Source organism: Vibrio tetraodonis (genome assembly GCF_003350295.1).
In the GTDB taxonomy this organism is placed as follows: domain Bacteria; phylum Pseudomonadota; class Gammaproteobacteria; order Enterobacterales; family Vibrionaceae; genus Vibrio; species Vibrio tetraodonis.
Window position 1 is genome coordinate 20,779 of record NZ_QLYY01000018.1, and the last position, 14,090, is coordinate 34,868.

The 14,090-nt window shown below is 43.3% G+C and carries 13 protein-coding genes; 4 read left to right on the top strand and 9 right to left on the bottom strand.

Annotation, left to right across the window (positions count from 1 at the left end; all coding sequences use genetic code 11):
- The first annotated feature begins 203 nt into the window (after positions 1-203).
- Together DPF90_RS13885 and murQ are read left to right on the top strand one after the other, a co-directional pair.
- On the top strand, positions 204-1,313 hold the full coding sequence (locus tag DPF90_RS13885; RefSeq protein ID WP_114786942.1) for an anhydro-N-acetylmuramic acid kinase: 1,110 nt from the start codon (positions 204-206) through the stop codon (positions 1,311-1,313).
- 24 nt (positions 1,314-1,337) lie between these two features.
- Positions 1,338-2,267: an N-acetylmuramic acid 6-phosphate etherase gene (gene murQ, locus DPF90_RS13890; RefSeq protein ID WP_114786943.1), complete on the top strand. Its 930-nt coding sequence runs from the start codon at positions 1,338-1,340 to the stop codon at positions 2,265-2,267.
- Positions 2,268-2,341: 74 nt separating this feature from the next.
- Here murQ and DPF90_RS13895 read toward each other — a convergent pair whose 3' ends face one another.
- Entirely contained in the window at positions 2,342-2,683 is a 342-nt protein-coding gene (locus DPF90_RS13895; RefSeq protein ID WP_420855765.1) for a DUF2799 domain-containing protein, read from the bottom strand.
- 220 nt (positions 2,684-2,903) lie between these two features.
- Here DPF90_RS13895 and DPF90_RS13900 point away from each other — a divergent pair, with 220 nt between their 5' ends.
- The gene (locus DPF90_RS13900) at positions 2,904-4,382 is read left to right on the top strand and encodes a carbon starvation CstA family protein (RefSeq protein ID WP_114786944.1); all 1,479 of its coding nucleotides are present in this window, start codon (positions 2,904-2,906) and stop codon (positions 4,380-4,382) included.
- Between the two features lie 80 nt (positions 4,383-4,462).
- Here DPF90_RS13900 and ispH read toward each other — a convergent pair whose 3' ends face one another.
- The 6 genes from ispH to murJ all read right to left on the bottom strand — a co-directional run bounded on the left by ispH (position 4,463) and on the right by murJ (position 12,037).
- Complete coding sequence (ispH, locus tag DPF90_RS13905) at positions 4,463-5,428, bottom strand: 4-hydroxy-3-methylbut-2-enyl diphosphate reductase (RefSeq protein WP_162814035.1); 966 nt, start codon at positions 5,426-5,428, stop codon at positions 4,463-4,465.
- A 26-nt stretch (positions 5,429-5,454) separates the two neighbouring features.
- Entirely contained in the window at positions 5,455-5,886 is a 432-nt protein-coding gene (gene fkpB / locus DPF90_RS13910) for an FKBP-type peptidyl-prolyl cis-trans isomerase (protein ID WP_114786946.1), read from the bottom strand.
- Between the two features lie 94 nt (positions 5,887-5,980).
- The gene (gene lspA / locus DPF90_RS13915; RefSeq protein ID WP_114786947.1) at positions 5,981-6,493 is read right to left on the bottom strand and encodes a signal peptidase II; all 513 of its coding nucleotides are present in this window, start codon (positions 6,491-6,493) and stop codon (positions 5,981-5,983) included.
- An 80-nt stretch (positions 6,494-6,573) separates the two neighbouring features.
- Positions 6,574-9,402, bottom strand: a complete 2,829-nt coding sequence (gene ileS / locus DPF90_RS13920) for an isoleucine--tRNA ligase (RefSeq protein WP_114786948.1) — start codon at positions 9,400-9,402, stop codon at positions 6,574-6,576.
- A 55-nt stretch (positions 9,403-9,457) separates the two neighbouring features.
- On the bottom strand, positions 9,458-10,402 hold the full coding sequence (ribF, locus tag DPF90_RS13925) for a bifunctional riboflavin kinase/FAD synthetase (protein ID WP_114786949.1): 945 nt from the start codon (positions 10,400-10,402) through the stop codon (positions 9,458-9,460).
- A 75-nt stretch (positions 10,403-10,477) separates the two neighbouring features.
- Positions 10,478-12,037 (bottom strand): murein biosynthesis integral membrane protein MurJ, encoded by a 1,560-nt coding sequence (gene murJ / locus DPF90_RS13930; protein WP_114786950.1) that lies wholly within the window; start codon positions 12,035-12,037, stop codon positions 10,478-10,480.
- Between the two features lie 260 nt (positions 12,038-12,297).
- Between murJ and rpsT the strand changes: the two genes are divergently transcribed.
- A complete protein-coding gene (gene rpsT, locus DPF90_RS13935; RefSeq protein ID WP_004410238.1) occupies positions 12,298-12,558 on the top strand; it encodes a 30S ribosomal protein S20 in 261 nt (86 codons plus the stop codon).
- Positions 12,559-12,627: 69 nt separating this feature from the next.
- On the opposite strand, the gene DPF90_RS13940 is transcribed toward rpsT, so the two are convergent.
- A complete protein-coding gene (locus tag DPF90_RS13940) occupies positions 12,628-12,936 on the bottom strand; it encodes an ArsR/SmtB family transcription factor (RefSeq protein WP_114786951.1) in 309 nt (102 codons plus the stop codon).
- Between the two features lie 119 nt (positions 12,937-13,055).
- On the bottom strand, positions 13,056-13,949 hold the full coding sequence (gene nhaR / locus DPF90_RS13945) for a transcriptional activator NhaR (RefSeq protein ID WP_114787049.1): 894 nt from the start codon (positions 13,947-13,949) through the stop codon (positions 13,056-13,058).
- Between the last annotated feature and the right edge of the window lie 141 nt (positions 13,950-14,090).

Consider the following 14,090-nt stretch of genomic DNA (forward strand, 5'->3'; position numbering starts at 1 on the left):
TAACAAGATCTCGACAGTATCGGCAGAGCATTTTCTTCTATGCCTCACTTGCCAATACCAGATTTGATTGAATAAACACGCAACACTCTAACTCATAGATAATAAGCCTATATAGCTCATCAAATAACACCTTATCTATCGCTTTTTCCTTCTGTATCATCGCATACTATGTACTAGGAACGTTCTAGAGAAGACAGGGGTCTATGAAGAAAGAGCAATACATTGGCATTATGTCAGGTACCAGCCTAGACGGCATCGATGTGGTATTAACGGAAATATGTGATGACAAGGTGGTATTGATTGAGGCTAAAAGCTTTGAATATCCGGATGTAATCAAGCAACAAGTCTTAAGTGTATCCCTTGGCCAGAGTACAGATCTAACCAAACTCGGTAAACTAGATAATCAACTAGGTCACCTCTATGCTGAGTCCGTACTGGCGCTCCTAAAAGAAACGGAAGTGGATAAAGAAAGAGTTACTGCCATTGGTAATCATGGTCAAACGGTTTTTCACCAGCCTACAGGGAAAACGCCATTTACCATACAGCTGGGTGATGCCAATATCATTGCTGCGAGAACAGGAATTACTACCATAGCAGACTTTAGACGCAAAGATATCGCACTGGGAGGTCAAGGCGCGCCATTGGTCCCAGCCTTTCATGACGCTCTATTTCGCTCACAAGAATTCACCACTGTGGTGCTGAATATCGGCGGCATTGCCAACATTTCTGTACTGAGCCCAGAGCAACCTGTGCTCGGTTATGATACGGGCCCCGGTAATCTACTAATGGATGCTTGGTGTGTGAAACATAAAGATTTGCCTTATGACAAGGATGCTATTTTTGCCTTGCAAGGGAGTGTACACACTCCGTTATTAGATGAGCTGCTAGCCGAACCTTATCTGACAAAACCATCTCCCAAGAGTACCGGGCGTGAGCTGTTTAATCTGACATGGCTAGGCAAGATATTAGAAAAATACTCATGCTCAGCTGAAGATGTACAAAGAACTTTATGCGAATATACAGCTCAAACCATTTGCAATGAAGTTAAAAAATACGATAACAATAGTCGGCAAAGGCTCCTAATCTGCGGCGGTGGAGCTAAGAACCCTTTATTAATGGAGCGATTGAAGGCGCTGTTACCGCTCTGGTCGGTTGAGTCAACAGAATCAGAGGGAATCGATAGTCAAAATATTGAAGCGATGGCGTTTGCTTGGCTTGCCTATCGCCGCATGCACAACCTACCAAGCAACATACCACAAGTCACGGGAGCAAGTCGCTTGGCTTCTCTTGGTGTCGTATATTTTGCCGATTAGACCGAGTGATACATAAGGAAGACCATGACAAACGACGCATTGATTAACGCACTTTCTCATTTGATATCAGAAGGTCGTAATCCAGATACCATGGACATTGACACACTTTCATCATTGGACATTGTTGAGCGTATTAACCAGCAAGATAAACTAGTACCTCTCGCTGTCGAGAAAGTTTTACCAGAGATAGCACAAGCCGTCGATAAAATCACTGACGCCTTTAAAATTGGTGGCCGACTTATATATATGGGCGCGGGAACAAGTGGTCGTTTAGGTATATTAGATGCCTCTGAGTGCCCCCCAACCTTTGGCGTTTCTGATGATATGGTAGTTGGATTAATCGCTGGTGGTAAAGAAGCAATATTAAAAGCTCAAGAAGGAGCAGAGGATTCACCATCATTAGGAGAGCAAGATTTAAAAGGTATTAAACTTTCCCAGCAAGATGTACTAGTTGGCGTCGCCGCTAGCGGGCGCACTCCATATGTAATTGGCGGGTTAGACTACGCCAATAAAGTAGGCGCAACAAGCATTGCATTATCTTGTAATCCAGAATCGCCGATTGCCAATATTGCCAGTATCGCGATATGCCCAGTTGTTGGACCAGAAGCATTAACCGGTTCCACTCGCCTCAAATCTGGGACAGCACAAAAGCTCGTACTCAATATGCTGACAACAGCAAGCATGATTCGCTTAGGCAAAAGCTACCAAAATTTAATGGTCGATGTTAAAGCGACTAACGCCAAGCTGGTTGCAAGAGCTACCCGCATTGTCATACAGGCAACCAACTGTAATCAACAACAAGCCCAAGACACCCTTAAAAAAACCGACTATGACGTCAAACTCGCTATTTTGATGATATTAACTGGCCTAGAAAAGGATACAGCTCAAGAACAGTTAAACCTTCAACATGGTTACTTGAGGAAAGCTGTCATTGAACAAACAAGCGGGAGTTAACATAAATAATGCGCCTAACTTTAAATTAGGCGCTTGGTAATATTGGCGATGGAACAGGTTCAATGTTAAATGAGTTAATTGGAATACTCATTCCAGCCACGCTGCCATTCCATGCGAAACTTTTGAGCATCATCACTTCCCTCACAGACACCATCATAGTGCTGACCTGTAAGCCCTATTTGGTAGGCATGGTTAGGATTGCAAAACTCTTCTAATCCAACCATATAACCTTGTTCATAATCACTATGCTTGGTACTTCCTAGTTTAGAAAGCTGGTTTATGGAACGCTGATTATTACCTCGAATACCATCTTGATAACCTATCGTGTACCAATCACCTTGTTGGACAAGCAGCTCTGTCGTAGCCGCACACGCGAATAACGTAGTTAGCATAGTGAGAAGGGTCAGTTTTTTCACGATTTTTCCTTGTTTGTCTCTCAAGTATCTAACGGATGCAGAGAGATAATGTCAATTGCCGCCGTTTGCGTCAACACCCGCTATTAATCAACTTTCTAAATCCTAAACAAAGTAATAAAAACGGATTTATTGAGAACAATAACCGAGCTAACAGAACCTACTGGCATAGATATGTATTATGTCAACTCAATAACTCACTTATCACTGTGGAGCAAGTGTCATGATTTGGTTTTTAAGCTGTGTTGCAGCGCTCATTGGAGGCTACTTCCTCTATGGAGCATTTATCGAAAAAATTTTCCGTATAAACGTAGAACGTCAAACTCCAGCACACAGTCAATCTGATGGCGTTGATTATGTGCCCATGTCAACTAAAAAGGTTTATCTAGTTCAGTTACTCAATATAGCAGGCGTAGGCCCTATTTTTGGTCCTATAATGGGCGCCTTGTATGGTCCGGCGGCTATGCTGTGGATAGTGATTGGCTGTATTTTTGCGGGCGCTGTACACGATTATTTCTCTGGTATGTTGTCGGTACGTAACGGCGGGGCATCTATTCCGACAATTACTGGTAAATACCTGGGCAAAAGCGCCAAACACTTTATGAATATTTTTGCGATTGTCTTGCTGCTACTGGTTGGTGTTGTATTCGTTTCAGCCCCTGCTGGTATGATCACCAACCTTATCAATGACCAAACTAACCTATCGGTTAGCATGACAACAACTGTGATCGCTATCTTTATTTATTATATTGTCGCTACCCTCGTCCCTGTAGATAAAATAATCGGTCGGTTTTACCCATTGTTCGGTGCCTTACTCCTTTTCATGTCTATCGGTTTAATCAGTGCAGTTACACTATCAAGTGAACACACGCTAATGGGGAGCTTTCATGTCAAAGACATGTTTACCAATCTAAATCCAAACGATATGCCTCTATGGCCAGCATTATTTATTACTATTGCTTGTGGTGCTATATCAGGCTTCCATGCGACTCAATCGCCACTCATGGCTCGCTGCATGGAGAATGAGCGCAATGGACGATTTGTCTTTTATGGTGCAATGATTGGTGAAGGAGTCATTGCCCTTATTTGGTGCGCACTTGCTCTGTCCTTCTTCGACAATTTAGAGGCTCTATCACAAGCGGTAAGTGCCGGAGGACCTGGAAAAGTCGTCTACAGTGCGTCTTTTGGCTTACTAGGAGTACTTGGTGGCGTCATGGCTTTTCTGGGAGTGGTCATTTTGCCGATTACCTCAGGGGATACCGCCTTTCGTTCAAGTCGTCTGATATTAGCTGAATACTTCAGCATGGAACAGAAAACACTCAGTAATCGCCTAGTAATAGCCGTCCCACTCTTTATTATCGGTGGCATACTGACCCAAGTCGATTTTGGGGTCATTTGGAGATATTTTGGGTTCGCAAATCAAACCACAGCAGTGATGATGCTATGGACAGCTTCAGCTTACTTAGTTCGTCAAAATAAACTCCATTGGGTAACCACTATTCCCGCGATCTTTATGACAACGGTTGTGACCAGTTTTATTCTCAATAGCAGCACTCTTGGATTGGGGCTTGCAATAGACATATCAACCGCCGTTGGTCTCATCTGTTCAGTTATGACTACTCTTTATATCACCAAGCTTCCGAGAAAGGCTCAACCAGATGACGGTGAAGAAAGCGATACTGAAACCGAAAGGCTAGCATAATCGATAAAAAGGCTCCCTAGGAGCCTTTAAACGTGTAAACAATATTCATGGGAAAAAGCACTGAAGAGCGGCAAGCTAGACTAATCAACTTGCTTAATTTGTAGCTCTCTCGGTACTTCGAAGAACATATTTTCTTCTCTACCTTGTACTTCTTCTACCGTCCGGGTTCCAATCAAGTCTTGAATTCGTTCGAGAATCTTGTTCACAAGCTCTTCTGGTGCAGAGGCTCCAGCGGTAACACCGACTTTTACTTTCCCTTCTAACCATTCAGGCTCAATATCTTCAGGACAATCAGTCAAATAGCCAGGTGTTCCCAACTTTTCAGCCAATTCCTTTAAGCGAGTGGAGTTAGATGAGTTTTTCGACCCCACTACAATCACAACATCAACATCGACTGCCATATCTCGCACAGCATCTTGGCGATTTTGTGTCGCGTAGCAAATATCATCTTTACGCGGACCTTGGATATGTGGAAAAACACGACGAAGCTCTTCAATCACATCCGCAGTTTCATCAACAGACAAGGTTGTTTGGCTCACATAGTGAAGGTGAGTAGGGTCTTTAACTTTGTCGACAAGCCCAACAACATCTGCTGGCGTTTCAACCAAATACATACCACCCTGATCGCTTGCGTATTGCCCCATGGTTCCCTCGACTTCAGGATGTCCGGCATGGCCAATCAATACAACTTCCATATGTTTACGGCTTGCGCGTGCAACCTCCATGTGGACCTTGGTTACCAGTGGGCAAGTTGCATCAAAAACCGTTAAATCTCTCTCTTTAGCTTCCTTTCGAACTGCTTGCGAAACACCGTGAGCAGAAAATATCACAATATTATCATCTGGAACTTCACGCAACTCTTCAACAAAGACAGCACCTCTTTGCTTCAGTCCCTCCACAACAAATCGGTTGTGAACAACTTCATGGCGCACGTAAATGGGAGGCTGATAGATCTCCAACGCACGCTCAACAATACTGATGGCACGATCGACACCTGCACAAAACCCTCGAGGGTTAGCTAAAAGAATTTTCATTTCATCGCTCATAATGAGTCTATTGTTACTTCAGTTCATTATTCTACTGACAAAATCTCAACTTCAAAAGTCACATCTTGACCAGCTAGAGGGTGATTAAAGTCTACCGTTACTGAATCACCTGCGATTTCAGTAATGATTCCAGGAATTTCCACGCCATCTGGACCGGAAAATGCCATAACTGTTCCAATTTCCACTTCTGCATCACCGACAAACTTAGCTCGGTCCATATAGTGGACATTATCAGGGTTTGGAGCGCCGAATGCATCTTTAGCTTGCAGCTCAACGGTCTTCTGATCCCCAACCTTCAAACCCAGCAAACATTGTTCAAAGTTTTCACTAAGACTCCCATCACCCATAACGAACTTAGCTGGTTTGCCCATGTTATAGGTACTATCGGCGACAGAACCATCTTGAAGTTTGATCGTAAAATGCAGAGTCACTGCAGATTGTTGGACAATCGTCGTCACAATATTATTTCCTTGATACTATTTAGAGTTCTCAATTTATAGAGAGCTCAAGCATAAACGCATTACCTATTTACCAGAAGTAATAAGCTTAAATTTAACCCGTCTCTTGGCCTTTCTTGTTACGGAGGCCATCCAGAATAATCATCACTGCGCCAATACAAATTGCACTATCGGCAAGGTTGAACGCAGGCCAATGATAACTTCCCCAGAAGAAGTCCAGGTAGTCAATCACAAAACCATGTACAACGCGATCAAATACATTGCCAACTGCTCCGCCAATAATTAGAGCGTAAGCAATGTTGTTCCATTTCTCTTTAGCCGAAAGTTTTCTCATCCAGTAAGTTAGTAGACCCGTAACCCCGAAGGCAATACCAGTAAATAACCAGCGTTGCCAGCCTGCTTGATCACTTAAAAAGCTAAATGCAGCTCCATAGTTATGAACGTAGAGTAAATTAAAAAAAGGTAACACCTCGATGCGATTAGCCCAACCATATCCCATGGTATCCATGACTAAAAGTTTAATACCTATGTCCATCAGAAAAATAACCATGGCGACCCACAGCCAGCGCACCCCTGAATTCTTAAGAGTTAATGCTTGTTCGTTCATACCATTCCTAAAACTAGCCCCAGTAAAGACTGGGGCTATCAACTGACTAAAAAGTTCCGAATGAAGGTAACATTCGCTTGTTAAGCGAATTTACGAACTTCACCCTCTCCTTCCACGTTAGATACGCAGCGACCACAAATTTTTTCATGGCCCTCAATGCTGCCTACATCAGGTGAATGATGCCAGCAACGATCACACTTTTCTGCATCTAGCACTGAAACCTCAACAAATAGCCCCTCAATATCGGTAGCCTGCGCTGCATCAGATTTATCACTGATAGGCCTTACAAGCGCGGCTGAAGTGAGCAACACAAAACGCAATTCGTTGGCCAGCTTATTTACTTTTTCTGCAATAGCATCATCGGCGTATAAAATCACTGAAGCCTGCAATGCACTACCTATGGTTTTGTCATTTCTAGAGGTTTCTAGCAGCTTATTTACTGAGCCTCTAATAGTCTGAATGTCAGACCAGAATTCGTTATTTAGTGCTTCACCATCGGCAAGGCCAAACAAGCCATCAAACCATTCGCCTGTGAAAACAAATGTGTCACGTTCACCTGGCATCTCGTTCCATATTTCGTCTGCAGTAAATGACATAATAGGTGCCATCCAGCGAACCAGAGCTTCAACAATATAGTAAAGCGCCGTTTGACAGCTGCGCTGAGCATGCCCACCACGCTTGGCCGTGTACTGGCGATCTTTAATTATATCGAGGTAGAAAGAACCCATTTCGATCGAGCAGAATTGCATTAGACGCTGTGTTACCGCATGAGTATTATACTCATCGTAGGCTTTAACGATTTCTTCTTGGGCTGCAAGCGCACGCCCTACAGCCCAGCGATCTAACGCCACCATATCTTCTGCTGCAACAATATCCGTTTCAGGATTAAAGCCACTAAGGTTGGCTAAGAAGAATCGAGCTGTGTTACGAATACGGCGATAAGCGTCCGCGCTGCGTTTTAAAATCTCATCAGAAACGGCCACTTCGCCAGTATAATCCGTTGATGCTACCCATAAGCGCAATATATCCGCACCGAGCTTGTTAGTCACATCTTTCGGAGCAACAACATTACCAATAGATTTAGACATCTTACGGCCTTGACCGTCAACCACAAATCCATGGGTTAGAACTTGTTTGTATGGCGCTTCACCCTTCATCGCTATCGACGAAATGAGCGACGACTGGAACCAACCTCGGTGTTGGTCAGAGCCTTCAAGGTATAAGTCTGCACTATGACCATTGTATTCTTCACGAGCATCAACAACAGAATAGTGAGTCACGCCTGAATCAAACCATACGTCGAGTGTATCTAACACTTTTTCGTACTTGTCTGCATCATCACCTAGTAACTCTGAAACTTCCAGGTCCCACCATGCTTGAATACCTTTTTGTTCAACCAGCATAGCAACTTGTTCAATCAGCTCTGATGTATTTGGGTGCAATTCAGCCGTTTCTTTATGAACAAACAGTGCAATCGGCACGCCCCAAGTACGTTGACGAGAGATACACCATTCAGGACGGCCTTCAATCATGCCTTCAATACGGCTCTGTCCCCATTCAGGCATCCATTCAACGCTTTTGATAGATTCAAGCGCTTTGTTGCGCAGACCGGCTTGATCCATAGACACAAACCATTGCGGTGTCGCACGGAAAATAATAGGGGTTTTATGGCGCCAACAATGCGGGTAGCTATGTTCATAAGCATGGTGATGAAGTAAAGCACCCTTTTCTTTTAGCGTTTCAACAACAGCATCATTGGCTTTAAACACATGTTGACCAGCAAACAGCTCAGTATCTGGAAGGTAAACACCGTTAGAGCCGACAGGGTTTGCTACTTCCAAATCATATTTATTACCCACTGCGAAGTCTTCTTGACCATGACCTGGAGCAGTATGAACCACACCTGTACCAGATTCAGTGGTGACATGATCACCAAGAATAGCTGGCACGCTAAAACCGTAAAACGGGTGATCAAACTTAGACAGTTCAAGATCACTTCCTTTAGCAAAGCCTAGGTTGTGATAATGCTCGACACCAACGCGATCCATGACGTCTTTGGCAAGCTCAGAAGCCACTATGATTCGCTCCGGGTTGTCCCCTTCTACTTGCACTAGGACATACTCAAGATCATCACGCAGACATACTGCTCGGTTTGCAGGTAGTGTCCAAGGTGTTGTGGTCCAAATAACGATGGAAATATCACCTTTGCCTTCATGCCCTTCAGTCAATGAAAACTTAGACAGTAAAGCCGCCTCATCACTGGCTTTAAAGCGCACGTCGATAGATGGGGAGACTTTATCTTTATACTCAACTTCTGCTTCAGCTAGTGCACTACCACAGTCTGTACACCAATGAACGGGTTTAAAACCTTTTAAGAGGTGGCCATTATCGGCAATCTTACCGAGTGCACGAATGATATTGGCTTCTGTAGCAAAATCCATAGTGCGGTATGGTTTATCCCACTCACCCATAATACCAAGGCGCTTAAAGCTCTCTTTTTGGCCCTCAACTTGGCCTGCTGCATACTTACGGCATTCTTCACGAAACTCAGCCGAAGAGATTTTTTGTCCCGGTTTACCTTTCTTTTTTTCTACCATTAGTTCAATTGGTAGGCCATGACAATCCCAACCAGGAATGTATGGCGCATCAAAACCAGAAAGTGTTTTGGATTTAATAATAATGTCTTTAAGAATCTTATTTAGTGCATGGCCAATGTGAATGTCACCATTCGCGTAAGGGGGACCATCATGTAGAACGAAAGATTTTTTGCCTTTCTTCGCTTTACGGATTTCACCGTAAAGGTCTTCTTTGTACCAACGCTTAAGCATTTCTGGCTCACGATTAGCCAGGTTGCCACGCATTGGAAACCCTGTTTCAGGAAGGTTCAGGGTATCTTTATACTCACTCATCGACTCTTAATTCCGTTGTGTTGGGTGACAGTTAGACATTATGCCAAGCAGCGAACTAAACCGCTTGGTCTTCATACTGACGCAGCCACACCCTTGCTGCTTCAGCATCCAATTTAATTTGTTGTTTTAGCAAGTCAAAAGACTCAAATTTTTGCTCATCTCGAATTTTATTCAGCAGAACAATTTCAAGCTGTTTGCCGTATAAATCCGTATCAAAGTCAAACAGATGCACTTCTAGTTGCTGGCGAATACCATTCACCGTTGGTCGAGTGCCTATATTCGCAACACCACCTATCGGCCGCTCATTTAGACCAAGAACATGAACCGTATACACTCCTGCAACTGGTGAGACGCAGCGTTTAAGTGGAATGTTTGCGGTAGGAAAACCAATGGTTCTACCTAGCTTTCTGCCATGAGCGACTCTGCCACTGATGCTGTAATTTCGCCCCAACATCTTTGAAGCAAGTGGTAAGTTATCACTCGCTAAAGCTTCTCGTATTGCCGTACTGCTGATACGTAGCTGCTGCAGACAAAAGCTATGGGTATTCACCACATCGAAGCCATGCTCCTTACCAGCCGCTTGTAACATTGCAAAGTTACCTTGCCGCTCTCGACCAAAGCAAAAGTCATCTCCAACGACCAGAAACTTAACACCCAATCGCCTTACCAACAAGTCACCAATAAAGTCTTGGGCAGTTTGATTAGCAAAGCCATGGTTGAAATTGACACACAGCAGGCGGCCAATATCAAGTTTCTCTAATTGAGTAAACTTATCTCTCAGGCGAGTTAATCGAGCAGGCGCTTTATCTTTAGCAAACAGCTCCAATGGCTGTGGTTCAAACGTCATGACTGTCGAGGGCAAACCGATTTCTTTTGCTTTATCAGACAGTTTATTCAAAACAACCTGATGGCCAAGGTGTACTCCATCAAAGTTACCTATCGTCAGAACGCACCCCGAATGATGTGCTTTGATATTGTGAATACCTCGAATCAATTCCATTCAGCGCGTCTAAGTCCTATTAGCTTCAAATTTAATACTACGTGAAACCGACAGATTATATACTAATCATCATTGCTATGTCGCGGCTTTTAAATCTTTTAAACGAACACCCATAGTCAAAAGCGAGATTAAATAAACCGCAGCGCCTGCGACGATCAAAAGGAATAGCCAAATAACTCGATTAGATAAGCTCCAATTTAACCAAACTGAGATATCTTCCAGTTGCCATAAAATAGCACCAGCCATCAAACCACCAGCAATGAACGATTTGACAATGAAAACCATAGTTCGTCGAGTCAATTGATACACTTCAGCCAGATGGAGACCTCGATATAACAAAGACATATTCACAAAAGCAGATAACGCCGTGGCAATAGCCAAGCCAACATACCCATAAAACCAAGCGAATATAGCGTTAAACACCATATTGGTTACCATGGCGATAATTCCGTACTTAACAGGCGTTTTGGTATCTTGGCGCGAGTAGTAGCCCGGAGCGAGAACCTTAATCAGCATAAAATTAAGCAGGCCAGAGGCATAAGCCATCAAAGACATGGAGGCACGTTCAACGTCCATAGGACTGAACTCACCACGCATAAAAAGAACCATTAACATAGGCTTAGCTAGCACCATCAAGCCCAACGTGGCTGGAACACCGAGCAAGACGACCATGCGAACTCCCCAATCCATAGTCTGCGAAAAGCCAACACTATGAGAATCTACGTGCTTTCGCGACAAAGCAGGTAAAATGACGGTAGCAATAGCGATACCAAACAAGCCTAAAGGGAATTCAAGTAAACGATCTGAATAATAAAGCCAACTAATTGACCCCGTTTGTAAGAAGCTGGCAATAAAGGTATCAAACAGTAGGTTTATCTGGCTAACCGACACACCAAATAAAGCCGGGATCATTAGTGTCCGAATTTTAACAACTCCTGGCTCCTTCCACCCCCAAGCAGGTTTAACAAACACCCCGGCTTTAACTAAAAAAGGAATTTGAAATAGAAACTGCACTAAGCCGCCAAGAAAAACACCAATCGCCAAGCCTACCTCAGGCTGAGAGATATTAGGCGAGATATACCAAGCCGACAAAATTATCATTACATTTAGGAAAACAGGCGTAAAGGAAGAGACGGCAAATTTCCCTAAGGTATTTAAGATCGCGCCCGACAAAGCAACAAAGGTGATGAACCACAGATATGGAAAAGTGATCTTGAGCATAAAGCTCGCCAACTCAAATTTTCCGGCAGAAGGGCCGCCATTAAGCCAGTCAAGAAACCAACCAAAGCCAAATAAAGCGGTCACAGCGCCTGAGCATAAAACGCCTAAGACGGTGACGATAGACACTAAAACACCTAACGTGCCCGCAGCTCTCGCAATTAATTGACGTGTTTTATCCATATCACCCGTTGCATGATATTCCGTTAGCACAGGTACAAATGCCTGAGAGAAAGCGCCCTCTGCAAATAAACGACGCAGAAAGTTGGGGATTTTATTGGCAAAAAAGAACACATCCGCACTGGCGCCAGCCCCCATTAAATTGGCCACAACGACATCGCGTACCAAACCCAGTACACGGGAGACAAAAGTCATAGCACTAACAATTAGTCCTGATTGGAGTAGACGTTTACTCACAGCTACCTCGAAAGTCCTGTAATACTAATTATTAACCTCCACTCTACAACGCGAATGTCAGCGCTAGAGTAGATTAGTATTAGCAATGAAAAAAAAATACTGATAGAATCCCCGCCATCTTAACCGTGAAGACCCCTCTAATCCAAAATTTGTTTGGCTTCGATTGGTTTTTGCACAAATCATTTGACATTTAAGCGCAAATAGGGGATATTCCTCGCCCTTAAATTGTCACCGAACTTAAGTTTTTGGGAGTTAGACCCTTGGCAAATAGTAAATCTGCTAAGAAGCGCGCTATCCAAGCTGAGAAACGTCGCCAGCACAATGCTAGCCGTCGTTCAATGATGCGCACTTACATGAAGAAAACTGTTGCTGCTATCGAAGCAGGCGACAAAGCTGCTGCAACTGAAGCTTTCGCTACAGTTACACCAATCCTAGACCGTATGGCAACTAAAGGCCTTATTCATAAGAATAAAGCTGCTCGCCACAAGTCTCGTTTCGCTGCGGCAATCAAAGCTCTGTAGTAAAGCTCAGATTCCTTTAGCGAAAAAAACCGGCCTAGGCCGGTTTTTTTATATCTAAGAAAGCCAAGTTCAGGCGTCTGCCGCTTCTGCACAATATATACTATGCAGAAGGTGTATCATTGACTTAACTTCTTCACTACTTAACGTGTAAAACACGGTTTGTGCTTCTTTGCGAGTGTTCACTAAACCATCACGGCGCAACCATGCTAAATGCTGCGATAATGCCGATTGGCTTAACTCTAACTGACTACATAACTCGCCAACAGAAAGTTCTTGATTATGCAATAAGCATAAAATTTGCAGGCGTCTTTCATTTGCCATGGCTTTGAGTAGTACCACCGCTTTGGCAGAATTTTTTTCCATTTCTTTTAAATTCATCGGCTAGCACCTCTTAAAACACCATAAAATCTCAAGCCTGTCATTTACATATTGATACATTCACAAAGCTGATATTAATCTATTTGCATCAAGTAATCTATTTGTTATAACCAGAAATATTAGTACTGGAATAGATCCGTAAAATCAGCATCACATACATTCTTTACCGAAGGGTGTTGAATCATACGTTCCGCAAAAATAACGTAATATTCTTCTTTAAGTTCTTTTACATGCTCTATCAGTCGTAGAGGCAGATCATTCTCAACTTCAGACATATAAAGAGAGGGCGCCAACAAAATCACATCTGAGTGATAACGTGAGAATGATTTCATCAAGGCCGCATCATCAAACTCTCCTAGAATATTAGGTTGTAGTCCTTGATAATCAAACCACTGTAATACTTTTCTCCCCATTGCTGTTCGGCTACCAGGTATCAATAGTTTTTTCTCCTCTAATACCGCTGGAAACATTAGATGCTCAGTATCGCCATTAGAGAAAAAGCCCATATGACATTCTCCAAGCTTTTTACTATATAAACCTGGTAGCTGACTTGAATCAACGGGGCAGTCAGACAAAATCATATCAAGCTTATGTTGAGACAATTGCTCAAGAAGCATTTCATGGGTCGATTCAAAACAGCGTAAGTGGATACTATTGTCAGGTGGCACAGCGGTCATAAGAACCTTACTTACCAAGCGTTTAGATAAAGCATCCGCAACCCCAACATCAAACAACATATTTGCTCGCTGGCTGTAATTAACGATATCCAACATCTCGTAACTAAGACCAAACATACGCTCCGCATATTTAAAAACCAGTTGCCCTAACTCAGTAGGTTCAATGCCCCGGCCACTGCGTTTGGTTAACTTACCTCCCATGCGCTCTTCCAATGCCTTTATTTGCCCTGTTACTGTTTGAGGGGTAAGAAATAGGGCATCAGCCGCTTTTGTTACTGACCCTTGGCTACATACCATCCAAAAGTAGTAAAGGTGATTGTAATTTAAATGCGACATCATCTCTCTCTGCTTTCAATATCGTTATCGGTTATAGCAAAACCAGTTTATGACAACAAGCATTCGAAAAAACCGAAGTAAACACAAGAATAAGCATGAATAAGGCGAAGTCTACTTCACGTAGAATGACCATCAGGAGTA